22 protein-coding genes are annotated in these 26,770 nt (G+C 70.8%); 14 read left to right on the forward strand and 8 right to left on the reverse strand.

What is annotated here, in order from left to right; all coding sequences use genetic code 11:
• Positions 1-53 precede the first annotated feature (53 nt).
• Entirely contained in the window at positions 54-1,406 is a 1,353-nt protein-coding gene (locus ACZ7L6_RS32675) for a diacylglycerol/lipid kinase family protein (RefSeq protein WP_471930158.1), read from the reverse strand.
• 140 nt (positions 1,407-1,546) lie between these two features.
• Here ACZ7L6_RS32675 and ACZ7L6_RS32680 point away from each other — a divergent pair, with 140 nt between their 5' ends.
• Positions 1,547-2,080 (forward strand): hypothetical protein, encoded by a 534-nt coding sequence (locus tag ACZ7L6_RS32680; protein ID WP_471930160.1) that lies wholly within the window; start codon positions 1,547-1,549, stop codon positions 2,078-2,080.
• Here ACZ7L6_RS32680 and ACZ7L6_RS32685 read toward each other — a convergent pair.
• Positions 2,070-3,236: a serine hydrolase domain-containing protein gene (locus ACZ7L6_RS32685; protein ID WP_471930162.1), complete on the reverse strand. Its 1,167-nt coding sequence runs from the start codon at positions 3,234-3,236 to the stop codon at positions 2,070-2,072. The two genes, ACZ7L6_RS32680 and ACZ7L6_RS32685, sit on opposite strands and share 11 nt — an antisense overlap.
• Positions 3,237-3,560: 324 nt before the next feature.
• Here ACZ7L6_RS32685 and ACZ7L6_RS32690 point away from each other — a divergent pair, with 324 nt between their 5' ends.
• Positions 3,561-5,252 carry a sigma-70 family RNA polymerase sigma factor gene (locus ACZ7L6_RS32690; protein ID WP_471930164.1) on the forward strand — a complete coding sequence of 564 codons (1,692 nt, stop codon included), beginning with the start codon at positions 3,561-3,563 and terminating at the stop codon, positions 5,250-5,252.
• Here ACZ7L6_RS32690 and ACZ7L6_RS32695 read toward each other — a convergent pair.
• The gene (locus tag ACZ7L6_RS32695; protein ID WP_471930166.1) at positions 5,234-5,605 is read right to left on the reverse strand and encodes a winged helix-turn-helix transcriptional regulator; all 372 of its coding nucleotides are present in this window, start codon (positions 5,603-5,605) and stop codon (positions 5,234-5,236) included. The two genes, ACZ7L6_RS32690 and ACZ7L6_RS32695, sit on opposite strands and share 19 nt — an antisense overlap.
• 40 nt (positions 5,606-5,645) lie before the next feature.
• Here ACZ7L6_RS32695 and ACZ7L6_RS32700 point away from each other — a divergent pair, with 40 nt between their 5' ends.
• Entirely contained in the window at positions 5,646-6,245 is a 600-nt protein-coding gene (locus tag ACZ7L6_RS32700) for an NADPH-dependent F420 reductase (protein WP_471930168.1), read from the forward strand.
• A gap of 108 nt (positions 6,246-6,353) precedes the next feature.
• Here ACZ7L6_RS32700 and ACZ7L6_RS32705 read toward each other — a convergent pair whose 3' ends face one another.
• On the reverse strand, positions 6,354-7,055 hold the full coding sequence (locus tag ACZ7L6_RS32705; protein WP_471930170.1) for a glycerophosphodiester phosphodiesterase: 702 nt from the start codon (positions 7,053-7,055) through the stop codon (positions 6,354-6,356).
• A 74-nt stretch (positions 7,056-7,129) separates the two neighbouring features.
• Complete coding sequence (locus ACZ7L6_RS32710) at positions 7,130-8,191, reverse strand: adenosine deaminase (RefSeq protein WP_471930172.1); 1,062 nt, start codon at positions 8,189-8,191, stop codon at positions 7,130-7,132.
• Between the two features lie 229 nt (positions 8,192-8,420).
• On the opposite strand from ACZ7L6_RS32710, the gene ACZ7L6_RS32715 reads away from it, so the two are divergent.
• Entirely contained in the window at positions 8,421-9,128 is a 708-nt protein-coding gene (locus tag ACZ7L6_RS32715; protein ID WP_471930174.1) for a DUF4190 domain-containing protein, read from the forward strand.
• 273 nt (positions 9,129-9,401) lie between these two features.
• Here the strand turns inward: ACZ7L6_RS32715 and ACZ7L6_RS32720 are convergent, their stop codons facing one another.
• Positions 9,402-9,986: an NADAR family protein gene (locus ACZ7L6_RS32720; RefSeq protein WP_471930176.1), complete on the reverse strand. Its 585-nt coding sequence runs from the start codon at positions 9,984-9,986 to the stop codon at positions 9,402-9,404.
• 170 nt (positions 9,987-10,156) lie between these two features.
• Here ACZ7L6_RS32720 and ACZ7L6_RS32725 point away from each other — a divergent pair, with 170 nt between their 5' ends.
• From ACZ7L6_RS32725 to ACZ7L6_RS32760, 8 genes are all read left to right on the forward strand, one after another.
• Positions 10,157-11,707 (forward strand): gamma-aminobutyraldehyde dehydrogenase, encoded by a 1,551-nt coding sequence (locus ACZ7L6_RS32725; RefSeq protein WP_471930178.1) that lies wholly within the window; start codon positions 10,157-10,159, stop codon positions 11,705-11,707.
• 70 nt (positions 11,708-11,777) lie between these two features.
• On the forward strand, positions 11,778-13,025 hold the full coding sequence (locus ACZ7L6_RS32730; protein WP_471930180.1) for a polyamine ABC transporter substrate-binding protein: 1,248 nt from the start codon (positions 11,778-11,780) through the stop codon (positions 13,023-13,025).
• Positions 13,022-14,185, forward strand: a complete 1,164-nt coding sequence (locus ACZ7L6_RS32735; RefSeq protein WP_471930182.1) for an ABC transporter ATP-binding protein — start codon at positions 13,022-13,024, stop codon at positions 14,183-14,185. The genes ACZ7L6_RS32730 and ACZ7L6_RS32735 overlap by 4 nt, the downstream gene beginning before the upstream one ends.
• Positions 14,185-15,114, forward strand: a complete 930-nt coding sequence (locus ACZ7L6_RS32740; protein ID WP_471930184.1) for an ABC transporter permease — start codon at positions 14,185-14,187, stop codon at positions 15,112-15,114. Before ACZ7L6_RS32735 ends, ACZ7L6_RS32740 begins: the two co-directional genes overlap by 1 nt.
• Positions 15,115-15,915 (forward strand): ABC transporter permease, encoded by an 801-nt coding sequence (locus tag ACZ7L6_RS32745; RefSeq protein ID WP_471930186.1) that lies wholly within the window; start codon positions 15,115-15,117, stop codon positions 15,913-15,915. It begins immediately after the preceding gene.
• A 22-nt stretch (positions 15,916-15,937) separates the two neighbouring features.
• Positions 15,938-17,365, forward strand: coding sequence for an NAD(P)/FAD-dependent oxidoreductase (locus ACZ7L6_RS32750; protein ID WP_471930188.1), 1,428 nt, complete (start codon positions 15,938-15,940; stop codon positions 17,363-17,365).
• 128 nt (positions 17,366-17,493) lie between these two features.
• Positions 17,494-17,937, forward strand: coding sequence for a hypothetical protein (locus tag ACZ7L6_RS32755; RefSeq protein ID WP_471930190.1), 444 nt, complete (start codon positions 17,494-17,496; stop codon positions 17,935-17,937).
• 171 nt (positions 17,938-18,108) lie between these two features.
• Complete coding sequence (locus tag ACZ7L6_RS32760; RefSeq protein ID WP_471930192.1) at positions 18,109-19,905, forward strand: chitinase; 1,797 nt, start codon at positions 18,109-18,111, stop codon at positions 19,903-19,905.
• Here ACZ7L6_RS32760 and ACZ7L6_RS32765 read toward each other — a convergent pair.
• Together ACZ7L6_RS32765 and gabT are read right to left on the reverse strand one after the other, a co-directional pair.
• Positions 19,844-20,692, reverse strand: coding sequence for a phosphatase PAP2 family protein (locus ACZ7L6_RS32765; RefSeq protein ID WP_471930210.1), 849 nt, complete (start codon positions 20,690-20,692; stop codon positions 19,844-19,846). The two genes, ACZ7L6_RS32760 and ACZ7L6_RS32765, sit on opposite strands and share 62 nt — an antisense overlap.
• Before the next feature lie 222 nt (positions 20,693-20,914).
• The gene (gene gabT / locus ACZ7L6_RS32770) at positions 20,915-22,249 is read right to left on the reverse strand and encodes a 4-aminobutyrate--2-oxoglutarate transaminase (RefSeq protein ID WP_471930194.1); all 1,335 of its coding nucleotides are present in this window, start codon (positions 22,247-22,249) and stop codon (positions 20,915-20,917) included.
• Between the two features lie 230 nt (positions 22,250-22,479).
• Between gabT and ACZ7L6_RS32775 the strand changes: the two genes are divergently transcribed.
• Both ACZ7L6_RS32775 and ACZ7L6_RS32780 read left to right on the forward strand, forming a co-directional pair.
• Positions 22,480-24,867, forward strand: a complete 2,388-nt coding sequence (locus tag ACZ7L6_RS32775) for a type IV secretory system conjugative DNA transfer family protein (RefSeq protein ID WP_471930196.1) — start codon at positions 22,480-22,482, stop codon at positions 24,865-24,867.
• Positions 24,868-24,964: 97 nt separating this feature from the next.
• Entirely contained in the window at positions 24,965-26,647 is a 1,683-nt protein-coding gene (locus tag ACZ7L6_RS32780; protein WP_471930198.1) for a PucR family transcriptional regulator, read from the forward strand.
• Positions 26,648-26,770 lie beyond the last annotated feature (123 nt).

The following is a 26,770-nucleotide window of genomic DNA, read 5'->3' on the forward strand; positions in this document are numbered from 1 at the left end:
TCCTGCGGCTGCCGCTGCCGGGTGGCGGTTCAGAGGCTCAGAGGTCAGAGGCCTCAGGTGAAGGGCCCCCCGCGATGCACCGCCGTACGCCCCACCGTCGCCGCCAGCTTGCGCAGCCGGCGCCAGTTCAGGCGTGGCGCGCGCTGCGGTACGCCGGGGCGCTTGCGGGGGACGCGGACGCGCAGGGCGCCCGGGGTGATGCGGCAGTGGACCGGGGCGGGGAGCACGAGGGCCTCGCCGTCCATGCCCGCCTCGATCTCCGCGCGGTCGGCCTCGATGACCACCTCGGTCGCGGTGAGGATGGTGAGGCCGTCCGGCGCGGGGTCGAGGAGCAGCGCCGCGGCCTCGGCCGCGCTGTCCACCCTGACGCCCAGGACGCCGAGAACGGCGGCGTCGAGGCGGTCGCGGCGGCCGAGCCCGAAGGGGTCGCCCGTGCGGTACGGGTTGTTGCTGACCAGCACGGCATGCGGAGCCTCGAGCGTCGTGCCCGCCGCCCGGGCGGTCAGTCGTGGGCCCTGCTGCCGGGTGAGCAGGTCGGGCAGCAGCTCCAGGCTGGTGCCGATCTTGTCGTCGCGGTAGCCGGGGCTCTGCACGATGGCCGCGTACGCCCCGAAGGAGGCGTTGTTGACGAAGGGCCGGCCGTTCGCGAAGCCGAGGTCGACGCGCAGTTCCACGCCGTCGACGAGCGCGTCGAGACAGGCGGCCGGGTCGTCGCGGTCGAGGCCGAGATCCATGGCGAAGTGGTTGCGGGTGCCGGCGCTGATCACGAGGAAGGGGATGTCGTACGCGGCGGCGACGGCCGCGACCCGCGCCTGGGTGCCGTCCCCGCCCGCGACGCCCAGCAGGTCCGCGCCCTCCGCCACGGCCTTGCGGGCCAGAGCGGTGACGTCCTGGGGCTGATCGGGGTCGAGGAGGACGACCTGGGCACCGAGTCGCTCGGCCTTCTCCTTGAGCGCGAAGCGGCCAACCTTCCCGCCGCCCGAGCGAGGGTTCATGATCATGAACGCTCGCTTCGGTGGCGCCGCCTTGCGCTCCCGCATCACCCGCACCCGCGCGCTGCCCGTACCCCGCAGCGCGTACCGGCCGCTCCAGACGGCCACCGTCCACAGCGCCACGGACGCCAGCAGCGCCCAGAAGAGGGTGGCCGCGAACAGGGCGACGAGCGCGGCCGGCATCGCCACGGCCAGAGTGGCCGCCACCCAGCGCACCGGGCCGCGCAGGGTCAGCGTCCACCACACCGCCACCGCGCTGAGCCCCAGGCCCGCGACGCCGGCCACCAGCAGCAGGACGCCGCCGACACCGCCGTAGGCGAGCGGCACGAGCACCGCGAGCCCCGCAGCGGCCAACGCCGTCCGCGCCGCCCACCGCTGGGCCCGGTAGGCCCGCGCGCTCAAGTCCAAGGCCATGACTCCTCCGTTCGCCGCGGACATCGTAGGGCGGGTGCGTGACGGGGAGGGCCGGCGCGGACCGGACAGTGGCGGTCGGGGTGCGGGAGTGTGCGGCACCACACTTTTGAACATGTTCAAGACGGGCGTACGCTACCCCCATGAGCGACAGAGCCGCCCTGCTCAAGGGCATCCGCGTCTGGCTGGCCCTCTTCGTCGTCTGCCTCGTGCTCAGCGGCGCCACGGCCTTCCCTCTCGTCCACGAACTGCGCTGGACCGAGGACCTCTTGCGCGCCCTGTCCGTGCCGGAGCACCTCCCCGGCCTCATGGACTGGATCGAACGCGTCCGGCGCGGGCTCGACACCGCCGACGCCGACTACCCGTTCCTCCTCTACGGCACGGACTGGCTGGCCTTCGCCCACCTCGTCATCGCGGTCGCCTTCTACGGCCCCTACCGCGACCCGGTCCGCAACATCTGGGTCGTCGAGTTCGGGATGATCGCCTGCGCCGGCATCGTCCCGCTCGCCCTGATCTGCGGGCCGATCCGCGACATCCCCTTCTGGTGGTCGGTGATCGACATGTCGTTCGGCGTCTTCGGGGTGATCCCGCTGTACGTCGTGCGCAGGAAGATCAAGCGGCTGGAGGCGCTGACGTCGCCATCGGCGCCGCCGGCCGCCGTCGCCGTCAGCGGTTGAACGCAGGGAAGGCGAAGCGCTGGACGATGGACAGGCCGTCCCCCTTCGCGTCGGTCGAGTTGACGGAGTAGACGACCGTCCGGGACAGGTCGCGCGTGGCCGCGACGACGGTGTGGTAGCCGGGGCGGGCGCCCGTCTTGCCCCAGATCACCTTCCCGTTCAGCTCGTACCGCTCCAGCGCGGCCGCCATGGTGGCCCCCTCGATGTCCGGGACCGCGAACATCTCCTTCAGCTGCGGCTCGGGCACGACCTGACCGCGGAACAGGGCGAACAGCAGCCGCTCCAGGTCCGCCGTCGTCGAGATCATGTCGCCGGCCGCGAACCGGTCGGACATGTTCCACTCGGTCACGTCGACCAGCTTGCCGTCGATCCAGTCGTACCCGCGGTTGTGCGGACCGTGGACGCGGGGGTCCGGGCCGTCGGGGAAGGACGTGTGCCGCATGCCGAGCGGGCGGAAGATCCGTACGGCCGCCTGGTGGGCGTACGAGTCGCCGGTGACCTTCTCGATCAGCAGACCCAGCACGGTGTAGTGGATGTTGCCGTACCGCTGGTGCTCACCGGGGGCGTGGTCGGGGTCGGGGCCCTTGGCGACCGACGCGGCCACCACCTCCTCGGGGGTCAGCGTCTCGAAGCGGTGCTCGTAGCCGTCGTCGACGTCCTCGCCGAGGGACGCGCCCGGCTGGAGACCGCTCGTGAAGTTCAGCAGCTGCCGTACGGTGATGGGCTGCTGGAACTTGTCGGTGAGCAGGCCCGGCAGATACTCGTGCACCGTGCCGTCCAGCGAGATCCGCTTCTCGGCGGCCAGTTGCAGCACGATCGCCGCGGTCACGATCTTCGTCGTCGAACCGGCCCGGAAGCGGGCGTTCTCCAGCGCCGGCGCCCCGGTTCTCATGTCGCGCACCCCGGCCGCCCCGTGCCAGCTCCCCTTGCCTCCGACGCGGATCAGCGCGGCCGTCGCGTCCCGGTCGGGCAGTCCGGCGAGCGCGGCGCACAGGGCCTTGACGTCGGGGCCGGACACGGTGGCGGCCTCGATCGCCTGCGGGGAGCAGGACGATGACGGTGCGGGCCGCGCGGAGGCGGTCCCGGCCAGCGGCAGCGCGGTCAGGGTCAGCGCGAGCGCGGAGGTGAGGAGGGCGGGAAGGGGACGTACGGGCATCTGCGGCTCCTGGGTCGGTGGGATGTCCGTGATCATCGTGAGGGCGGTACGCCCTCGGCCGGATCGTCTCTGAGGAGGGCCTCCGACCCTGGGCGAGCCCGGACCAAGTGCCGTTTGCGGCAAGGGTGTTGTAAGGGATCGCCCTTACGGGCCCCGGCTGGCGAAAAAGTGTTATCGCCTCCCCCTTCACCACGTCTCCACTCGCGTCCCCCCATCCGCCACACCCCGGAGTCGTCCCATGTCCCGCCCCCACCCGAAGCGGAATGTGATCTCCGACATAGCCAACAGTGCAGGTCGGGCTGAGAAGGTGCGTTCGGGCAGCAGATGACCCGGGAGAGGACGTACGTGGACGAGGCAGCCGGCCGGCAGTGGCGCGCCACCATCGCGGCGGCGCAGGCCGGTGACCGGCATGCACTGGACGAGCTGGTCGAGGGCTGGCTGCCGCTGGTCTACAACGTGGTCGGACGCGCCCTGAACGGCCATGCCGACGTCGACGACGTCGTGCAGGAGACGATGCTGCGCGCCGTCGGCAATCTCGGCTCGCTGCGGGACCCGGACAGCTTCCGCTCCTGGCTCGTCGCCATCGCCATGCGGCAGATCCGGGACCGGGCGCGCCGCAGGCAGACCGCACAGCTGGACGAGTCGGCCGCGCGCGAGGCCACCGACTTCGCCGAACTCACCGTGCTGCGGCTCCAGTTGGAAGGGCAGCGGCGTGAGGTCGCGGAGGCCGTGCGCTGGCTGGACGACGAGGACCGGCAGCTGCTGTCGCTGTGGTGGCTGGAGGTCGCGGGCGAGCTGACCCGGCGCGAGCTGGCGGCGGCCGCCGGGATCAGCCGGCAGCACGCCGCGGTGCGCGTCCAGCGCGTGAAGGAACGGCTGGAGACCGCGCGCGGGATCGTCCGGGCGCTGGACGGCGCGTGCCCCGACCTGCGCGAGCTGACCGCCCGTTGGAACGGCCGGCCCGACTCGGTCTGGCGCAAGCGGCTGGCCCGGCACATCAGGGGCTGCGGATACTGCGGCGACACCCGCGAGGCCGTCGTACCGGCGGAACGGCTCCTCGTCGGCATCGCGCTCACCCCGATCCCCGTCGGTTTCACCCTCTCGCTCGCCCTCGGCGGCAAGACGGCGGCCGCGGCGACGGCCACGGCGACCTCCGTCGGCTGGTCCGCCAAGGTGATGGCCGCGCTCACCCAGCCCGCCGTCGCGGTGACGGCCGGTGCGACGCTCGTCGCGGGCGGCGCGTACGTCGTCACCCAGCCCCCGGACGCCCCGCCGCCCCGCGCTGCCGCCCCCACCGCGGCGAGCACGGCACGCCCGCCGTCGCCCACGCCGCGCGTGTCACCGTCGGCGACGCCCTCACCGTCGCCGTCACGGACGCGGAAGGCCGACCTGTACGGCACGGTCGTCGACGCCGTCGACCAGGCCCCCGACCCCGACGCCCGGCCCGCGGCCCTGCCGCACCGCCCCGAGTCCGGGATCACCAGCACCGGGGGCGCGCACGCCGTGATGAACCACCGCGGCGACAGCGTCACGCTCACCGGCGAGGGCTACGTCCTCGTCCGCTGGCAGATCTCACCGCAGTACCGGGCGGGCAGCCTCGTCATGCCGGCCTGGACCGGTCTGAAGGGCAAGCTCTTCCACGTGGCCTCGGGCGGCGGCCGCTGCATGGACGACCGCGTCAGCAGCACCGACAGCTCCGCCACCGGCATGGGCAGTACGACCACCGGCTACGCCGTCCTGCCGCCCGGCACCCAGCAGATGTGGCAGAACGAGTACTTCTACCTCGACGGCAGCGTCACCCTCACCGTCAACGAGCGGGGCGCCGACTACGGCCTCAGCGTCTTCCCGTCGAACTGGGACGCCGTGAAGAAGGACATCGACCAAGGACCGCCCGACGGCATGATCCGCTACGGCCTCGTCCGCGACACCGGCAAGGACGACACCCCCGTGCCGCAGTACGTCACCCGGGCGACCCCGGCGGATGCGGCGACCGTGCCTCAGAAGTCCCGCGTGTAGCGGTCCTGGGCCGCCATCACCTCGTCGCCGTGCTCGAAGGCCCAGGCGCCGAAGGCCTCGATCGGGTCGAGCAACGACCGTCCCAGCGCCGTGAGTTCGTACTCCACGCGCGGCGGCGCACCGCCGTACGCCTGTCGCGCGACGAGCCCGTTGAACTCCAGTCGGCGCAGGGTCTCGGTCAGCACCTTCTGGCTGATCCCGCCGATGCGGTCACGGAGTTCACCGTGCCGCACGGGCCCGTGCCGCAGCGCCCAAAGGACCACGGCGTTCCACGTGTTGGCGAGCAGGTCGAAGGCGAGGCGGGCGCGGCAGTCGGCGAGGAAGGACTGGTCGGTGGGCTGGTCTGTGGTCACTTACCGAATGGTGCCCGAGCCGCTTCCTACTGTGCTGCGCATGCGGATAGGAATTCTTGGAACCGGGGGAATGGCGGATGCGCTGGGCACGCAGTGGCGGCGGGCCGGGCATGAGGTGCTCACCGGGAGCCGCTCGGCGGGCGGGCTGCGGGAGGCGGCCGAGTTCGGGACGGACGCGGTGCTGCTGGCGGTGCCGTACGCGGCCGTGGTCGAGGTGGTCGCCGGGCTCGAACCGGAACTGCGGGGGCGGGCGCTGATCGACTGCACCAATCCGGTGGGTCCGGGCTTCGGGCTGCTCACCGCGGGCGGCCCCGCCGCGGCCGAGCGCATCGCCGCCGCCGCGCCGGCCGCGCATGTGGTCAAGGCCTTCAACCTCTGTCACGTCGACGTCTGGCGGATGACCCCGCCGGTCTTCGACGGCCGCCCGCTGGCGGTGCCGCTGTGCGGGGACGACGAGGGGGCCCTGTCCGTCGTACGACGACTCGTGCACGACCTCGGCTGCGAGGCGCTGAACGCCGGGGGACTGGACCGGGCCGGGCTGCTGGAGGCGACGGCGGCGCTGTTGATCGGGCTGTGGGTGGGGGAGGGGGCGGACGCACAGGCCATCGCGCCGCCGTTGGCCTTCCCGGGGGCCGGCTGAGCACCTCGTAAGGGGCCGGGCTGTATCGATATGCGGCTCCGCCGGGCGGGCGTCACCAGCCACGACGGCGCGGCGGCCGACAGACCACACATCGCGGCACTTCCGTGGTTACGGCCCACCCAGCGGAGCGTCCCGCAGTGCCAGCAGTACGGCGACGCGGTTCGTCGTGATCGAGTCGACGCCGAGGTCCAGCAGGCGGCGCATGGAGCGGCGGGTGTCCGGGGTCCAGACGGAGAGCAGGTAGCCGTCGCGGTGGACGCGTTCGGCCAGGGCGTGGCCGACCAGGCCGAAGCGGTAGTTGAGCCAGCGTGGGCGGACCGCGTCCAGCAGGGCCGGACGCGGGGGCGCCAGGGTCGTCCAGGTCAGGGCGATCTCGGCGGCCGGGTCTGCGGCGCGCACGGCGAGCATGGCCGCGGGGGGGCCCGCGCAGTAGTACACGCGGTCCTGGGCCCCGCAATCACGCACGACGTCCACGACCCGGCGTGCCGCCCGTACATCGGGCGTGCCCGGCAGGTCGAGCATCACCCGGCTGCCGTCGCACGCCGCGAGCGCCTCCTGAAGCGTCGGCACCCCGCCCGCCGTGAGCCCCCGCACCTCGGCCGCCGACAGCCCGAGCAGCGGCCGGTCCTGCTCCCACAGCCGCTTCAGCGTCTCGTCGTGCAGCAGCACCGGCACGCCGTCCTTGGTGAGCCGTACGTCGATCTCCACCGCGTCCGCGCCCAGTTCCAGCGCGGAGCGCAGGGAGTCGAGCGTGTTCTCGCGGACGCGGTAGGGGTCGCCGCGGTGGGCGACGGCGGTCACGTTCTCCATGGGGACATTGTGGTGGGGACGGGGGCCGGCGTGCAGGTGTGGCGGGGGAGCGGGCTCAGGGGGCTCAGGGAAGTTCAGGGGGCGAGCCAGTCGGCGGTGTACGTGTCGATCTCGGCGGCGATCCGCGCCTTGCCCGCCTCGTCGAGGAAGGACGCGTCCACGGCGTTCTTGGCGAGATCGGCCAGGCCCCGCTCGTCGAGGTCGAGGAGACGTGCGGCGACCGCGTACTCGTTGTTGAGGTCGGTGCCGAACATGGGCGGGTCGTCGGAGTTGATGGTGACGACGATCCCGGCCTTCGCGAACTCCTTGATCGGGTGCTCGTCGATCGTGCGGACCGCGCGCGTGGCGATGTTGGAGGTCGGGCACACCTCCAGCGGGATCCGGTGCTCGGCGAGGTGCGCGAGCAGCTTCGGGTCCTGCGCGGAACTGGTGCCGTGCCCGATGCGCTCGGCGCGCAGGTGGGTGAGAGCGTCCCAGACCGTCTCCGGACCGGTGGTCTCACCGGCGTGCGGCACGGAGTGCAGTCCGGCGGCGATCGCCCGGTCGAAGTACGGCTTGAACTGCGGCCTCGGGACGCCGATCTCGGGCCCGCCGAGCCCGAACGACACCAGGCCCTCCGGGCGCAGCCGGTCGTCGGTGGCGAGCCGCGCGGTCTCCTCGGCGGACTCCAGGCCGGCCTCGCCGGGAATGTCGAAGCACCAGCGCAGCACGGTCCCGAACTCGGCCTCGGCCGCCTTGCGGGCGTCCTCGATCGCGTCCATGAAGGCCCGCTCGTCGATGCCGCGGCGGGTGGAGGAGAACGGGGTGATGGTCAGCTCGGCGTAGCGCACCTGCTGCCGGGCCAGGTCGCGGGCCACCTCGTACGTCAGCAGCCGTACGTCCTCCGGGGTGCGGATCAGGTCCACGACGGACAGGTACACCTCGATGAAGTGGGCGAAGTCCGTGAACGTGAAGTAGTCGACCAGGGCCTCGGGGTCGGTGGGGACCTTGGAGTCGGGGTGGCGGGCGGCGAGTTCCGCGACGATGCGGGGGGAGGCGGAGCCGACGTGGTGGACGTGCAGTTCGGCCTTGGGCAGGCCCGCGATGAAGGCGTGCAGGTCACGCGGGGCGCGTGCGTCTACGAGACGGTCGGTCAAGGTTCCTCCCCGGGAACGGCGTCCGCGGCCGGGCGGGCCGGCTCGGCGGGACGCGGGTGATCGGCTGATCGAATGCAGTGCCATCGTAGGCAGCGGGGACAGAGCCGAGGACGGGGCGGGGCAGGGCGGAGCGGCCGGGACGCCGGCCGTGGGGAGCTCCGGCACCGGCGGTGAAGGGCTGGTGGCCAGGCCGTAGCATGGCGGCACGAACGACCTAGGGGGACGTGACATGGCGGAGGCAACGCATCCCAGCGGGGAGGCCGGGGGAGGCCACGACCCGTGGGCGCCGCCCGAGAACAGACCGTCGCTGGAGAAGAACCCGGCGCCCGGCGCCGCGTCGCAGCCGCCGTCCGTCCACGACCAGGCCACGGTCACCTCGCTGCCGTCCGACGGTTTCGCCGCACCCGGCGACACGGCCCCGACAGGCGCCGGACCGGGAGCCCCCGCGCACGGAGCCCCCGCCCCGGGGTACGCCCCGCCCGCCTACCCTCCGCCCGGCGCCGCCGTCCCGCCCCCGCCGATCGCGCCCACCGGCCCCGGAGCCCCGGGCGGCTACGGTTACCCCGGCTACCCCCCGGGCTACGGCTGGCCCGGCATGCCGATGCAGCCGCAGAACGGCATGGGCGTCGCGGCGCTGGTGCTCGGCATCCTGTCCTGCTGCCTCTTCTGCCTGTACGGCGTGGTCTCCCTCGTCCTCGGCATCCTCGCCGTGATCTTCGGCATCAAGGGACGCCGCAAGGCCGAGCGCGGCGAGGCCAACAACCACGGCCAGGCGCAGGCCGGTCTGATCACGGGCATCATCGGCATCGTCCTCGGCGCCATCGTGATCGTCCTGATCGCCATCGGCATCACGGCGGCCATCAACTCGGACCGCAACGACAACGACTCCTACGGAGCCTCCCCGGCGACGCCGGCGTCGGCCGCGGCGCTCCGCTGAGAGGCAGCCAGTAGATACGGGCGCCGGTCCAGGCCCTTCAGCCCGTCCGGCGTTTGAGGACGAGGTCACGCCATCCCGAACCCCCACCCACCCACAGGGGGCGGCCACCTCTCGACGCCGGCCCGCGTCAATCCAGCCCGTCCGGCGTTTGAGGACGAGGCCCTTTCGGGGCCGAAGCGGGGGTCTGCGGGCGGCAGCCACCAGGGCACGGGGTCGAAGGGGCAGAGCCCCTGGAGGATGGGACGGGGAGGGGCGGCGGGGGGCGAAAACCGCCTACCCGCGCAACCGCTCCCGAGCCTCCATCAGCGCGAACCCCAGCAAATTGGGCCCCCGCCACCGCTCCGGATCCCCCGCCCCGTCATCCCCCGCCGCCAGCCCGATCCCCCACACCCGGTCGACCGGACTCGCCTCCACCAGCACCCGATCCCCCGTGCCCAGCAGAAACCCCCGCAGATCCGCATGCGCGGAAAACTTGTGCACCGACCCCTCGACCACGATCCGGAACCGCTCCCGCTCCCATATCGCGTCGTCGAACCCCCGCACCAGCCGCCCGGCCTTCTTCGCCACCGACGGATGCCCGGCGTCCAGCACCCGCCGCTCGGCCTCCGCGTCACCGAACAGCCGTGCCTTCTCGGCCATCATCCAGTGCTCGGCCGTCGTGTACTCCACCCCGTCCACCGTGAACGGCGAGACCCACCACTGGCTCAGACAGCTCGCCCCCACCCGGCCGTCGGGCAGCGGCCGGTGTCCCCAGAAGTGCAGATACTTGACCCTCGCCCCCGCGCGGACCTCCCTGATCAGGGTGTCCCAAGAATCGATCTTCGTCATGCGTCCGAGTCTGGCACGCACCACCGACAATCCGTCCCCCGTTTCCCAGGCCGACTCGACACCTGGTCGACAGATTCCGTCGCGTAACCAAAAGGCAACAACGGAATCACTTGTTGGAGCCCTCTACCTCTGTCAGGATCGGCACTCAAATCGAGCCTGAGCCACGCCGGCCCCACGACGGGGACACGGAGGAGAGCGACATGCAGAACCCGGGCACCGCCACCCCGGAAACCGCAACCCCGGAACGATTCCCGGCCCAGGACCGCTTCGCGGACGGCGCGCAGTACATCGCGGGCCGGCCGGCGAAGGGGACCTCGGGACGTACGCACGCCGTCGTCGACCCCGCCACCGGCCAGGAGGTGTACACGTACGACCTGGCCGGCGCCGATGACGTCGACGCCGCGGTCGCCGCCGCCCGCGAGGCGTTCCCCGCCTGGGCCGCCGCCACCCCGGGCGAGCGCTCCGACGCCCTGCACCGCTTCGCCGCCGTCCTCGCCGACCGCGCCGAGGAATTCGCCCGCGCCGAGTCCCTGCAGTGCGGCAAGCCGCTGAAGCTGACCCGTGAGTTCGACGTGCCGGGGACCATCGACAACACCGCGTTCTTCGCGGGTGCCGCCCGGCATCTGCAGGGGCAGTCCGCGGGGGAGTACTCCGGCGACCACACCTCCTACGTCCGCCGCGAGCCCATCGGCGTCGTCGGCTCCATCGCCCCCTGGAACTACCCCCTCCAGATGGCCGCCTGGAAGATCCTCCCGGCGATCGCGGCGGGCAACACCATCGTGCTGAAGCCCGCCGAGCTCACGCCGCTGACCTCGCTGCTCTTCGCACAGGCCGCCACCGACGCCGGGATCCCGGACGGGGTCGTCAACATCGTCACCGGGACGGGTAGGGAGGCCGGTGAGCATCTCGTAGGCCACCCCGACGTCGCCATGACCTCCTTCACCGGCTCCACGGCCGTCGGCAGGCGCGTCGCCGAGATCGCCACCGGCACGGTCAAGCGGATCCACCTGGAGCTGGGCGGCAAGGCACCCTTCGTCGTGTTCGACGACGCCGATCTCGAGGCCGCCGTCCACGGCGCCGTCGCGGGCGCGCTCATCAACACCGGGCAGGACTGCACGGCCGCCACGCGCGCGTATGTGCAACGGCCGCTCTACGAGGCCTTCGTGGAGCAGACGGCCGCCCTCATGGACACCGTCCGTCTCGGTGATCCGTTCGCGCCGGGCACCGACCTCGGGCCGCTCATCTCGCACGTGCAGCGCGACCGCGTCGCCGGTTTCGTCGACCGTGCGCGTGCCTACGCGCGCGTGGTGACCGGTGGCGAGGTGCCGCAGGGCGACCTCAAGGACGGCGCGTACTACCGTCCCACCCTCGTCGCCGACGCGCCCCAGGACAGTGAGATCGTCCAGTCCGAGATCTTCGGTCCGGTCCTGGTCGTCCTGCCGTTCGACAGCGACGACGAGGGGATCCGGCTCGCCAACGACACCCCGTACGGGCTCGCCGCCTCCGCCTGGAGCCGCGACGTCTACCGGGCGAACCGCGCCACCCGTGAGATCAAGGCGGGCTGTGTGTGGGTCAACGACCACATCCCGATCATCAGCGAGATGCCGCACGGCGGCTACAAGGCGTCCGGCTTCGGCAAGGACATGTCAGCCTACTCCTTCGAGGAGTACACGCAGATCAAGCACGTCATGTTCGACAACACGGCGGTCGCCAGGAAGGACTGGCACCGCACCATCTTCGGGGACCGATAGCCAGATCAGCGGGCGCGGCCGGCCGCCCGACCACGTCCGGCCGTTCCCCCTCCGAAAGGGCACCATGCGCATGGAGCAGTACGAGCCCGACCGCCTGAGCCCGGCCCAAGTGGCCGCCATGCGGCGCAGCTTCCGCAACGGCCGGGCCGCCATGACACGGCGGTCACTGTTGCGCGCCTCAGCGGGCGGCGCACTCGCGGTCGGCGGCCTGGGGGCGCTGACCGGCTGCGGCATCCCCGCGGCCGGCAACACCGAGGGCGGCGTCTCGGCCGAGGACCACTCGGCCAAGGAGAAGGTGGTCAACTTCTCCAACTGGACCGAGTACATGGACGTGGACGAGAGCGAGAAGCACCACCCCACGCTCGACCAGTTCAAGCGGCGGACCGGCATCTCGGTCAAGTACACCGAGGACATCAACGACAACGTCGAGTTCTTCGGCAAGATCAAGCCGCAGCTCGCCGCGGGCCAGGACACCGGCCGGGACATCATCGTCCTCACCGACTGGCTCGCCGCCCGCCTCATCCGCCTCGGGTGGGTCCAGAAACTGGACCCGGCCAACCTGCCGCACGCCTACGCCAACCTGTCGGCACAGTTCCGCAACCCCGACTGGGACCCCGGCCGCGCCCACTCGTACGTCTTCCAGGGCATCTCGACCGTCATCGCCTACAACAAGAAGGCGCTCGACGGTGTCGAGGTGAAGACCCTCTCCGACCTGCTCGACAACCCCAAGCTCAAGGGGCGCGTCGGCTTCCTGTCGGAGATGCGCGACAGCATCGGCATGACCCTGCTCGACATGGGCAAGGACCCGGGGAACTTCAGCGCCGACGACTACGACGCGGCCGTCGCCCGCATCCAGAAGGCCGTGGACAAGGGCCAGATCCGCCGCTTCACCGGCAACGACTACACCTCCGACCTGAGCAGCGGCGACTTCGCCGCGTGTATCGCCTGGGCCGGTGACGTCGTCCAGCTGAAGGCGGACAGCCCGGACATCGACTTCCTGATCCCGGACAGCGGCTACATCACGTCGACCGACAACTTCCTCATCCCGAACAAGGCCCGGCACAAGACGAACGCCGAGAAGCTGATCGACTTCTACTACGAGCCGAAGCCGGCCGCCGAGCTCGCCGCGTACATCAACTACGTGACACCGGTCGACGGTGTGAAGGCCGAGCTGGAGAAGATCGACGCGGATGCGGCGAACAACCCGCTGATCATCCCGGACAAGGCCATGGCCGCGAAGTCCCACGCCTTCCGCTCGCTGAGCTCGAAGGAAGAGACCGAGTTCGAAGAGAAGTTCGCGAAGCTGACTGGGGCGTGACCACCGTGACGAACAAGAACGAAACCGGCGGGGACGTCCGCCTCTCGGGCATCAGCAAGACGTACGACAACGGCTTCACCGCCGTCCAGCCGCTCGACCTGACCGTCCCGCAGGGCTCCTTCTTCGCCCTGCTCGGCGCCTCCGGCTGCGGCAAGACCACCACCCTGCGCATGATCGCCGGTCTGGAGGAACCTTCCTCCGGCACCGTCCACCTCGGCGAGCAGGACGTGACCGCGCTTCCGCCGTACAAGCGGCCGGTGAACACGGTCTTCCAGTCCTACGCCCTCTTCCCGCACCTCGACATATTCGAGAACGTCGCCTTCGGCCTGCGCCGGCGCGGCATCAAGTCGGTGAAGAAGCAGGTCGAGGAGATGCTCGACCTCGTGCAGCTCGGCGAGCAGGCCCGCAAGAAGCCGCACCAGCTCTCCGGTGGCCAGCAGCAGCGCGTCGCCGTCGCCCGCGCGCTGATCAACCACCCCAAGGTGCTCCTCCTCGACGAGCCCCTCGGCGCCCTCGACCTGAAGCTGCGCCGCCAGATGCAGCTGGAGCTCAAGCGCATCCAGACCGAGGTCGGCATCACCTTCATCCATGTCACGCACGACCAGGAGGAGGCCATGACGATGGCCGACACGGTCGCCGTGATGAACGCGGGCCGTGTCGAGCAGCTCGGCTCGCCGACCGACCTGTACGAGAACCCGCGCACGACGTTCGTCGCCAACTTCCTCGGCACCTCGAACTTCATCGAGGCAGAGGTCGACTCCAAGAGCGGCGACGACATCGTGCTGAAGGCGGGCGGCGGCAAGCTCCTGCTACCCGAGGCGCGATGTTCCGCACCCACGTCGACCGGCGGGAAGGTGCTGGTCGGCGTACGCCCCGAGAAGATCTCCCTCACCCACGCCGACGAGGCGGGCGAGATCCCCGAGGGCCGCAACCGGATCACCGGGAAGATCGCGGACTCCTCGTTCATCGGCGTCTCCACGCAGTACGTCGTCGACAGCCCCGTCTGCCCCGAGTTCGAGGTCTACGCCCAGAACATCGACCGCGACCCCCGGCTGGTGCCCGGCGCGGACGTCGTCCTGCACTGGAACCCGGCGCACACCTTCGGCCTCGACGCCGCCCAGGACATCGACGCGGGCACCGAGGAAGAGGCGGCGGTCTGATGGCGACCCTCACCGAGGCGCCACCGCCTCTCTCCCCTACGGCACCGGAGAAGAAGCCGCCCCGCAAGCGCGGCCGTCTCGTCCCGTACTGGCTCCTGCTCCCCGGCATCCTGTGGCTGCTGGTCTTCTTCGCGCTGCCGATGATCTACCAGGCCTCCACGTCCGTGCAGACGGGCTCCCTGGAGGAGGGCTACAAGGTCACCTGGCACTTCGCCACCTACTGGGACGCCCTGTCCGAGTACTACCCGCAGTTCCTGCGCTCGGTGCTCTACGCGGGCTCGGCGACGATCCTGTGCCTGGTCCTCGGCTACCCGCTCGCCTACCTGATCGCCTTCCGTGCGGGCCGCTGGCGGAACCTGATCATGATCCTGGTGATCGCGCCGTTCTTCACCAGCTTCCTGATCCGCACCCTCGCCTGGAAGACGATCCTCGCGGACGGCGGTCCGGTCGTCGGCGCCCTCAACACGCTGCACGTCCTGGACGTCACCAGCTGGCTCGGCATGACCGAGGGCGACCGTGTGCTGGCCACGCCGCTCGCGGTGGTGTGCGGTCTGACGTACAACTTCCTGCCGTTCATGATCCTGCCGCTCTACACCTCGCTGGAGCGCATCGACCCACGGCTCCACGAGGCGGCGCACGACCTGTACGCCAAGCCCACCACCACCTTCCGCAAGGTCACCTTCCCGCTGTCGATGCCGGGCGTCGTCTCCGGCACCCTGCTGACCTTCATCCCGGCCGCCGGTGACTACGTCAACGCCGACCTGCTCGGCTCCACCGACACCCGCATGGTCGGCAATGTCATCCAGTCGCAGTTCCTGCGGATCCTGGACTATCCGACGGCTGCGGCCCTTTCCTTCATCCTGATGGCCGCCATCCTCGTCATGGTGACGTTCTACATCCGCAGGTCGGGAACGGAGGATCTGGTTTAAATGACCTTCGTCAACTGGCTCAAGCGCCATCTCGTCGTCATCGCGGGACTGCTGACGCTCGCTTATCTGCTCCTGCCGAACATCGTCGTGACGGTGTTCTCCTTCAACAAACCGAAGGGACGCTTCAATTACGAGTGGCAGGAGTTCTCCACGGCCGCCTGGAAGGACCCGTGCGGCGTCTCCGATCTGTGCGGCTCGCTGTCGGTCAGCCTCCAGATCGCGTTCTGGGCGACGCTCGGCGCCACGCTGCTGGGCACGATGATCGCCTTCGCGCTGGTCCGCTACCGCTTCCGCGCGCGGGGCGCCGTCAACTCGCTGATCTTCCTGCCGATGGCGATGCCCGAGGTCGTCATGGCGGCCTCGCTGCTCACCCTGTTCCTCAACATGGGCGCCCAGCTCGGCTTCTGGACGATCCTGATCGCCCACATCATGTTCTGCCTCAGCTTCGTCGTGACGGCCGTGAAGGCCCGTGTCATGTCGATGGACCCGAGGCTGGAGCAGGCGGCCCAGGACCTGTACGCCGGCCCGTTCCAGACGTTCATCAGGGTCACTCTGCCGATCGCCGCCCCCGGAATCGCGGCGGGCGCAATGCTCGCCTTCGCCCTTTCCTTCGACGACTTCATCATCACCAATTTCAACGCGGGCTCCACCGTCACCTTCCCGATGTTCGTCTGGGGCTCGGCCCAGCGCGGAACGCCCGTTCAGATCAATGTCATCGGTACGGCCATGTTCGTCGTCGCCGTACTGTTCGTCCTGGCCTCCATGGCCGTAAGCAATCGCCGTAACAAACAAAAGGCATAAACCCCTGTAGGGAGTTGAAATCATGGCCCCAAGCGCCATGAGTCATGGCAATAGATGGACAAAGGCACTCTCTGAAGCCCAGCCGGTCCCGTACTGGCTGGACGACCCCGGCAGGCCCCACCCCGAACCCGCCCTCACCACCGCCGAGACCTGCGACCTGCTGGTCGTCGGCGGCGGCTACAGCGGACTGTGGACCGCGCTCCTCGCCAAGGAGCGCGACCCGCAGCGGGACGTGGTCCTGCTCGAAGGCCGCGAGGTGGGCTGGGCCGCCTCCGGCCGCAACGGCGGCTTCTGCGCCGCCTCCCTCACCCACGGCCTGCCCAACGGGCTCACCCGCTGGCCGGACGAGATCCACAAGCTCCAGGAGCTGGGCGCCCGCAACCTCGACGAGATCGAGAAGGCGGTCGCCCGCTACTCCCTCGACTGCGACTTCGAGCGCACCGGCGAGATCGACGTCGCCACCGAGACGTACCAGGCCTGGGAACTGAGGGACTGGTACGAGGAGATCGAACGCCAGGGCCTGGCCGACGGCGTGGAGTTCCTCGACGCCGAAGCGGTGCGGGAACAAGTCGACTCACCGACATTCCAGGCGGGCCTCTACGACCGCCGGGGCGTGGCCATGGTCAACCCCGCCAAGCTGACCTGGGGCCTGAAGCGGGCGTGCCTGGAGCTCGGCGTCCGCATCCACGAGCACACCCCCGCCCTCACCCTGAAGCCCTACGGCGCCGGCATGGCCGTACGCACCCCCTACGGCCAGGTCCGCGCCCGCAAGGTCGCCCTCGGCACGAACATCTTCCCGAACCTGGTCAAGCGCGTCCGCGCCTACACGGTCCCGGTCTACGACTACGCCCTGATGACCGAGCCGCTCACCGCCGACCAACTGGCGTCCATCGGCTGGAAGAACCGGCAGGGGCTGGGCGACAGCGCCAACCAGTTCCACTACTTCCGCCTCTCCGCCGACAACCGCATCCTCTGGGGCGGTTACGACGCGATCTACCCGTACGGCGGCCGGGTGCGCGCCGAGTACGACGACCGTCCGGAGACGTACGCCAAGCTCGCCGGGCACTTCTTCACCTGTTTCCCGCAGCTGGAGGGCATCCGCTTCACCCACGCCTGGGGCGGCGCGATCGACACCTGCTCCCGCTTCTCGGCGTTCTTCGGGACGGCCCATCAGGGCAAGGTGGCGTACGCGGCGGGCTTCACCGGTCTCGGCGTCGGCGCGACCCGGTTCGGCGCGGACGTGATGCTGGACCTGCTGGCGGGGGAGCGCACGGAACGCACGCAGCTCGAGATGGTCCGCAAGAAGCCGCTGCCCTTCCCGCCGGAGCCCTTCGCCTGGACCGGCATCGCGCTCACCAAGTGGTCGCTGGCCCGCGCCGACGCGCACGGCGGCCGCCGCAACCTGTGGCTGAAGGCGATGGACAGGCTGGGCCTCGGCTTCGACAGCTGACGGCTCATGGCCGAATGTGACCCAGGTCACCTGTAATTGGTGGCGAAAACCCGCGTAATGCCTGGCAGGGGGCCTCCCTCTCTCTCGTGACGCGACCAGCGTCGACGAAAGAAAGGGAGGTCACCGTCATGACAGGGGCGAAGACGGCGGTCGAGTGGCTGGCATCCGTTGCTCCCGATCCCGAAGCCTGCCGCTGGGAGTGGGAGCGCAACCCCCTCGGGGTCGCGCTGCTGCCCGCAGGTAAGGCCTGGGACGTACTCATCCTGCCGAGCGAGCTGGGCTATCCCACGCTCGACGTCCTCACCAGGATCCTCGATCAACTGGGCCCGGTGCTTGTCGACTTCGGTGACGCGCGCATGGGGTTCTTCGTGCCGCCCGGCACGGCTGCCCGGTGGCTCGGTACAGGGATCCGTACGGCCGGGGCCGGTACGTGGATCGTTGTGCCGTACCCGGGGCGGTCCGCCGGGGGCATCCGCTGGCTGGTTCCGCCGGACGGGTCGGGGACCCTCATCGATCCGGCGTTGCTGGAGCTGGCGATGCATGAGGCTGCCGCCGGCTTGGCCGACGACTGATGGGGTGCCGCGATGGGTTGCCTGTCGGCTGCGGCGGCGTCGTGGCTGGTCGCGCAGTTCCCCGCGCCCCTAGGTGTGCTGCCGAACCGTCGGATGTCTTGACAGGCTGATTGGTCTGGACCAAATTGGGCGCGCTCCACCCCTCCAATTCCCCCAGCTCCGGAGGTACTTGTGGATCGCTCCAGACCCTTTGTCGCCGTGCTCGCGGCCACCGTCCTGGCCGTGCCCGGCATCACCGCGCTCTCGTCGGTCGCCCGTGCGGCCGACGTGGATCTTGCGAAGAACGGCGGATTCGAGGCGGGACTCGACGGCTGGACCTGTACGGCGGGTACGACGGTCAACAACCCTGTGCGCAGTGGCGGTTCCGCACTGCGGGCGACACCGGCCGGCAGTGACAACGCCCGGTGTGCGCAGACCGTGACTGTGAAACCCGACTCCCAGTACACACTGTCCGGTTACGTCCGCGGCGCCTACGTCTACCTCGGCGCGAGTGGCACCGGCAGCACCGATGTCTCCACCTGGACCCAGTCCGCCCCCGACTGGCAGCAGCTCACCACGACCTTCCGTACGGGCCCGTCCACCACCAAGGTCACGATCTACACCCACGGTTGGTACGGCACCGGCGCGTACTACGCCGACGACATCTCCCTGGTCGGCCCGGGCGCGAGCACCGGACAGCCGCCCGCCGTGCCCGCCGGCCTCAAGGCAGGCACGGTCACCTCGTCCTCGGTCGCGCTGTCCTGGTCCGCGGTGACCGGTGCGACGAGCTACGCCGTCTACCGCGACGGCACCAAGGTCCAGACAGTGACCGGAACTTCAGCCACGGTGACCGGCCTGACCCCGTCGACGGCGTACGGCTTCCAGGTCGCGGCCGTCAACGACGCGGGGGAGTCACCGCGTTCGGCCACGGTGACCGCCACGACCACCGCCGGGCCGGGCGGCGGGGGCACGGACCTCCCGGCCCACGCCCTGGTCGGCTACCTCCACGCGAGCTTCGCCAACGGCTCCGGCTACACCCGCCTGGCCGATGTTCCCGACAGCTGGGACGTCATCGACCTGGCCTTCGGCGAACCGACCTCCGTCACCTCCGGCGACATCCGCTTCAACCGCTGCCCGGTCACGGAGTGCCCGGGCGTCGAGTCGGACGCCGACTTCAAGGCGGCGATCAAGGCCAAGCAGGCGGCCGGCAAGAAGGTGCTGATCTCCATCGGCGGGCAGAACGGCCAGGTGCAGCTGACGACCACGGCGGCGCGGGACACCTTCGTGTCGTCGGTCTCGAGGATCATCGACGAGTACGGCCTCGACGGCCTCGACATCGACTTCGAGGGGCACTCGCTCTCCCTGAACGCCGACGACACGGACTTCAAGAACCCCAAGACTCCGGTGATCGTCAACCTCATCGCGGCCCTGAAAACCCTCAAGGCCAAGTACGGCGACGACTTCGTCCTGACGATGGCCCCGGAGACCTTCTTCGTCCAGCTCGGCTACCAGTACTACGGCACCGGCAAGTGGGGCGGCCAGGACCCGAGGGCGGGGGCGTACCTCCCGGTCATCCACGCGATGCGCGACGACCTGACGCTGCTGCACGTCCAGGACTACAACTCGGGTCCGGTCATGGGCCTCGACAACCAGTACCACTCCATGGGCGGTGCCGACTTCCACATCGCCATGACCGACATGCTGCTGACCGGCTTCCCGGTCGCGGGCGACCCGAACAACGTCTTCCCGCCCCTGCGCCCCGACCAGGTGGCGATCGGCATGCCGGCCTCGACCAACGCGGGCAACGGCCATGTCCCCCCGGCCGAGGTCACCAAGACCCTCGACTGCCTGACGAAGAAGACGAACTGCGGCTCGTACACCACCCACGGCACCTGGCCCGCGCTGCGCGGCCTGATGACATGGTCGGTCAACTGGGACCGGTACGGCGGCTGGGCGTTCCAGCGGACGTTCGACGGCTACTTCGGCTGACGCTGCTTCGGCTGAGGAAGAGCCACAGCGAGACCAGGAGCACCGTGCACAGGCACCAACTGGCCACGACGTCCAGTGGCCAGTGGTAGCCGCGGCGGACCAGGCCGAAGGAGGCGCCGAGGACGAGGACGCCGTAGGTGATGACGAGTGTCACCCGGGCTCGGGCGGTGCGGAGCCAGGGGAGGAGGAGCAGAGCCGCCGAGCCGTAGGCGACGGCGGCCGTGGCGGTGTGGCCGGAAGGGAAGTAGCCGGTCGCCGGAGGCACGGCGGGGGTGCCCGGGCGGTCGATGAGTTCCTTGAGGGGCACGACCAAGGCCGGAACCAGTGCCATCAGGACGGCCGCCGCGGTGGCCGGGAGCCACCAGCGGTCTGTACCAGTGCGGCGGGAGCGCCGGGCGGTGTGGACGAGAACCACGGCGAGGACCGGGACCGCGACCTGGACACTGCCCAGGTCGGACAGAAGTCCGGAGAGGTGGTCCGGCTGGATGAGGGCCCGGCTGACCCGCTCGTCCACACGCACGAGCGGCCCTTCCGCGACGACCTGCCAGGTGATCAGGGCGAAGAGGAGGGCCGGGAGGCCGAGAAGGAGGAAGAGGGAGGTCGGCCGCCCCGGAACAGGGGGGGTGGTTCCGAGGCGGCCGTCCGGATCGGATGGTCGGCCGCCCCGGGGGGTTTGGGGCGGGCGACTGTCCGATCGGTGAGGAGATCCGGAGCCGGAGGCCCCGGTTGTGTGCGCGAGGGCACGACCAGGTCGAAGCTGGGGAGGCCTCGGCCTGATGTCACCCAGAGTCCCCTCTGGGCGGGGTGTATCTCTCATCTGGTTAAAACCTACGACAGGGCGACGGCGTAAGACAGACGGAATCGCGTCCTGCCATCCACCTCGCACACCTTCTTCACACGCTCTGCCGACAGCCGCCCCAGCCCCGGAATCCCGGAGGGTGCCAGGGCTGGGGCGGATGGGGCTGGCGGGACCGGAGACCGGCCGTTCACCAGTGGTTTTGCTGTGACCTCAGATGCGGGCGAAGGCCTGCTCGATGATGTCGAGACCCTCGTTCAGCAGGTCCTCGCCGATGACCAGCGGGGGCAGGAAGCGCAGCACGTTGCCGTAGGTGCCACAGGTCAGGACCAGCAGGCCCTCGGCGTGGCAGGCCTTGGCGAGCGCGGCGGTCGCCTCCGGGTTCGGCTCCTTGGTGGCGCGGTCCTTGACCAGCTCGATCGCGATCATCGCGCCCCGGCCGCGGACGTCGCCGATGATGTCGAACTTCTCGGCCATGGCGGTGAGGCGGGCCTTCATGATCGCCTCGATGTTCTTCGCCTTGGCGTTGAGGTCGAGCTCCTTCATCGTCTCGATCGAGCCGAGCGCACCCGCACAGGCCACGGGGTTACCGCCGTAGGTGCCACCGAGGCCACCGGCGTGGGCGGCGTCCATGATCTCCGCGCGGCCGGTCACGGCGGCGAGCGGCAGACCGCCGGCGATGCCCTTCGCGGTCGTGATCAGGTCGGGCACGATGCCCTCGTCCTCGCACGCGAACCACTGACCCGTACGGCAGAAGCCGGACTGGATCTCGTCGGCGACGAAGACGATGCCGTTGTCGGAGGCGAACTTGCGGATCGCCGGGAGGAAGCCCTTGGCCGGCTCGATGAAGCCGCCCTCGCCGAGCACCGGCTCGATGATGATCGCGGCGACGTTGTCCGGTCCGACCTGCTTGGTGATCTGGTCGATGGCCTGCGCGGCGGCCTCCGGGCCCGCGTTCTCCGGGCCGGTCGGCCAGCGGTAGCCGTACGCCACCGGCACGCGGTACACCTCGGGCGCGAACGGGCCGAAGCCGTGCTTGTACGGCATGTTCTTCGCGGTCAGCGCCATCGTGAGGTTGGTGCGGCCGTGGTAGCCGTGGTCGAAGACGACGACGGCCTGACGCTTGGTGTACGCCCGCGCGATCTTGACGGCGTTCTCGACCGCCTCGGCGCCGGAGTTGAACAGCGCCGACTTCTTGGCGTGGTCACCCGGGGTGAGCTCGGCGAGGGCCTCGGCGACCTCCACATAGCCCTCGTACGGGGTGACCATGAAACAGGTGTGGGTGAAGTCGGCGAGCTGGGCGGAGGCCCGGCGCACGACGGCCTCGGCGGACGCGCCGACGGACGTCACGGCGATGCCGGAGCCGAAGTCGATGAGCCGGTTCCCGTCGACGTCCTCGATGATGCCGCCGCCCGCACGCGCGGTGAACACGGGCAGCACGGAGCCCACGCCCTGCGCGACCGCGGCGGTACGGCGGGCCTGCAGCTCCTGCGACTTCGGGCCGGGGATGGCGGTGACGACGCGGCGCTCCTGCGGAAGTGCGCTCATGAGGGGCTCCTGGGGGTTTTGCGGACGCTTGTCTTGTCTTTTCTCGCAGGCTAGGGCGGGGAGTGGGGGGTGGGCATGCTCCATGTGGGCGTTGTCAGGAGGACATGTTGTCCGTGGTGGACATGGCGTTCGCGAAGACGCCCGGCCGTGTAAGCGGTGAACTCCCCATGCAAGGGCGTTAGATTGGCTCGCTGATGGTGGACGGAACGGCTGGTCAGGGGGCAAGGGCGATGGACAGCGACGGGACGCAGGACGCGCGGGGTACACACGCGACGCCTGTGCCGCGGCCGGCGATGCCCGCGGAGGCGGTGCCGTCACGGCCGACGCACGCTCCGGCCACGTCTGTGGCCGACTGGCTGAATGAAGCCCGCCCCGAGACCGAGCCCGGCATCTGGCGCTTCGGATACCGGATGCCCAAGGCCGCGCGCAACACGGAGCGGCTCAATCCCACGACCGTCGTCGGCATGCTGCTTCCGCTGGTCGTGGCGCTTGTGGTGTGGTCCTTCTGGCAGCGCGGAGCGATCCCGCAGCAGTTCACGGTCCTGCGGCTGTTCACCCCGGAGGACTGGTGGTGGGGCGGCACTCTCGCCAGGCCCAAGCAGTTGGAGGGTCAGACACTCCAGTACCCGGGCATCGAGGCCCTGGACGTGTACAACGGCCTCTTCTTCGCCGTACTGGTCTTCACGGTGGGCCGGCTGGGGAGCTGGCCCGCTGTCGTCCGACATCTTGTGGTCCGCAAACCGCAGCCGACCCGTGGCCTGTATGCCGCGCTGGGCGCCCTCGTCACCCTCGCTTTCGTCTACCCGGACACTTTCCCCGGCGTCGGCTGGGACCCGCTGCCCGTCGTGAGCCCGTTGTTCTCCCTCATCGTGCTGATCAGCGGTGGGTACGAGGTCTACAGTCCGCCATGGGACATCGCGATCCACACCCTCATCACCGCCCTCGTCCTGTGGCCCTTCGCCCTGCTCGGTGGCTGGTGGACCCTGGCCCGGGCCTGGCTCGCGGCCCGTGGGGGTGCCACGCAGTACCAAGGCCCGTCGGTGGTCGACGAACAGCCCCGTGCCCACTGGCCCGAGCTGCGGTCAGCCGGCCAGCACCAGGCTGCCGACCTACTCACGGCCGAGGTGCTCGCAGGGCGGATGAACGACGTGGACTGCGCCCGCATCGAGTACGGCTGGGTCCGCGCCCGGAGCCAGGGCCGGGTGGCCGCCTTCACGGACACGGTCCTGCGGCAGGGTTCCGCCGCGTTCACACATCCCTCCGGCGCCCGGGACCTGTCCGGCCGCACCGCCCGGCACGACCTGCTCACCGGTCAGGTGCGCATCGGACGATGGGCCCCCGCCGAGCGCACCCCGCTGGCATACGGCGGCGTGGGCGCCGCCCTCGGACCGGAGACGCTGGGCACGTCGCTTCTGGTCGTCGGACCCTCGGGCGCCGGCAAGACCCGGCATGTGATCGCCCCGGTGGCCGAGTCCCTGGCGCTCCAGGCCCTCACCGGCACGTGCGCAGTCGTCGTGGTGTGCGGCGCGGGCACGGCGGTCGGGTCGGACTCGTCGTACGACGTCGTGGTGCGTATCGGGGACCCCGCTTCCGTGCACGACCTCGACCCGTACGCGGGCACCGAAGACCCCGACGAGGCAGCCGGATTCCTCGCCGAGGCGCTGGCCGGAGACCTCGACATCGTCGGCACCGAGCGCGCGACCACCGCGCTCGCTCAGCTGCTCGGCCCCTACCAGGCCGGATACGGCCGCTTCCCTGCCCTGCCCGTGCTGCGGAACCTGCTGGAAGGGGATGAGTCGGCCCTCTCCGATCTGCGTGCCCGACTGGCCGACGACCAGCACGCGGTGATGCGCCGCGAACTCGAGGCCCGTCGGCGGCAGACGGGCGCGCCCGGTGATCCCGGTCCGGTTCTCGCCGACCGGCTCGCCCTGCTGGACCGGCCCGCCTTCGCCGAGTTCTTCGGTTCGGGCAGCAGCACGAGCCGCCCGTTCTCGCTGCGCGCTCTCGCCCACCACCCCTTGCGTGTCCGTATCGACCTGCCCGAGCGCGGTCACGGGGAGGTCTCCCGCCTGATCGCCAGGCTTGTGCTGGCCCAGTTCGCCGAGGTCGTACGGGAACGATCAGGCGACCACTTCGTCAGCCTCGTCCTCGACGACGCCACGGGCACCGTCACTCCCGAGTCGGTTCGGCGGATTCAGCGGCTGCGCTCGCAGAACGCCGGCGTCGTGCTCGCGCTCCGCACGGTCTCCGATGTGCCGGAGGCCCTCCAGGGACCGTTGTACGGGGCCGTCGGCTGCAGGATGGCCCTGTCCGGCGTGACGACCTGGGACGGGAGTCGCTTTGCCGACGCCTGGGGCACGGAGTGGGTGGAGACCAAGGATGTTGCCCAGCACACCGTGTTCGCCGATCAGCCGATGACACGGGCGATGCATGCCCTGCGCAAGCTGGTGACGGGCAAGGCGGTGACTACGGAAGCTGTCACCGTCCGGCAGGTCGAGCGGGAGCGGTGGTCGGCGTCCGAGCTGGCGCACGCGGTGCCGCCGGGCCATGCCGTGCTGTCGCTCACCAGCGTTCAGGGCGAGCACGCGCCGCCGCTGCTGGTGGATCTGCGCGGATGAAGTGACGGGCTGACCGTACGGTGAGGCAGAATCGTCACAGGTCGTTCATACACGGCGGCCAAAAGATCAACGACGATCGCATCCCATTGAAGGCCTCATGCCACCCACGCTCGCCTCGCTCGTCCACCACTCCGCGCTCAAGCTGACCGTACGGGCGGGCGAGGACCGCTTGGACGTGCCCGTGCGCTGGGCGCACGTCAGTGAGCTCGCCGATCCCGTCCCCTATATGGAGGGCGGGGAACTGCTCCTGATCACCGCGCTGAAGCTGGACGCGGAGGATCCGCACACCATGCGGCGCTATGTGAAGCGGCTGGTCGGGGCAGGCGTGGTCGGGCTCGGCTTCGCGGTCGGCGTCAACTACGAGGACATCCCCAAGGCCCTGGTCGACGCGGCGGAGGAGGAGGGCCTGCCCCTGCTGGAGGTGCCGCGTCGCACGCCCTTCCTCGCCATCAGCAAGGCGGTGTCGGCGGCGATCGCGGCGGACCAGTACCGGGCGGTGACGGCCGGGTTCGCGGCGCAGCGGGAGCTGACGAAGCAGGCGCTGACCGACGGGCCGGAAGGGCTGCTGGCCGCGCTGGCGTCGCAGGTGGACGGCTGGGCGGCGCTGTACGACGCCTCCGGTGCCGTGGTCGCGACGGCACCCGAGTGGGCGGGCCGGCGGGCGGCACGGCTGACGGCGGACGTGGAGCGGCTGCGGGAGCGGCCCGCGCCGGCGTCGTCCGTGGTCGGCGGGCCGGAGCACGAGGACCGGGTCGAGCTGCACACCCTGGGCACGGGGCGCCGGCCGAGGGCGGCGCTGGCGGTCGGGACGGCGGCCGCGCTGGGCACGGCGGAGCGGTACGCCGTCCACTCGGCGATCGCGCTGCTGACGCTCACGACCGAACGGTCGCGGTCGCTGCACGCGGCCGAGCAGCGGGTGGGGGCGGCGGTGCTGCGCATGCTGCTCGCCGGGGAGCCGGATCACGCACGGGCCGTGGCGGGGGATCTCTACGGCGACCTGCTGGACGCGCCCTTCCGGGTGATCGTCGCCGAGTCGGGGTCGGTGTCGGCGGCGCGCGTCGTGGACTCGGGCGCGCGGGTGCCGCTCACCAAAGCGTCTGCCGCCGTGCTGGTCGCCGCGTCCGACGCGAAGGGCGATCCGCTGGGCGCCCTCACCGAGGTCGTGGAGTCCGCGGCGGCCCGGGCCGGGGAGGCGGTGCTCGTGGTGCCGGAGGGGGAAGGGGGCGCTGCGCGGGTCGTGGTGCTCGCGGCGGACGGGGGTGCGGCGGTGGCGGCCTGCGCGGAGTACGCGGCGGCGCTGGAGGCTTCGCGGGCGGGGGTCGTACCGGAGCAGCCGGGGGTCGCCGACGACGAGGACGAGCTGGTCGTCGGGCTGTCGGCGCCGGCCGGGCCCATCGCCGCGGCGGCCGCGTACAAGCAGGCCGAGCAGGCGTTGTCGGTGGCCCGGCGGCGGGGGCGGGTGTGTGTGGAGCACGAGCAGTTGGCTGCGGGGTCCGTGCTGCCGTTGCTCGCGGACGATGCGGTGAAGGCGTTCGCGGACGGGTTGCTGCGGGCGCTGCATGAGCATGACGCGACGGGGCGGGGGGATCTGGTGGCCTCGCTGCGGGCGTGGCTGTCGCGGCATGGGCAGTGGGATGCGGCGGCTGCGGATCTGGGGGTGCATCGGCATACGTTGCGGTATCGGATGCGGCGGGTCGAGGAGATCTTGGGGCGGTCGCTGGATGACGCGGATGTGCGGATGGAACTTTGGCTGGCGCTGAAGGCGACGTCGGCGGAGTAGGGGGGTGGGCTGGTGAGGGCCCCGGTTTCCTCGCCCCCGCCGCCCCTACCCGTCCCATCCTTGAAGGGGCTCCGCCCCTTCGACCCCGCCAGGGGGCTCCGCCCCCTGGACCCCCGCTCCTCA

This window comes from Streptomyces sp. NPDC107522, assembly GCF_055657525.1.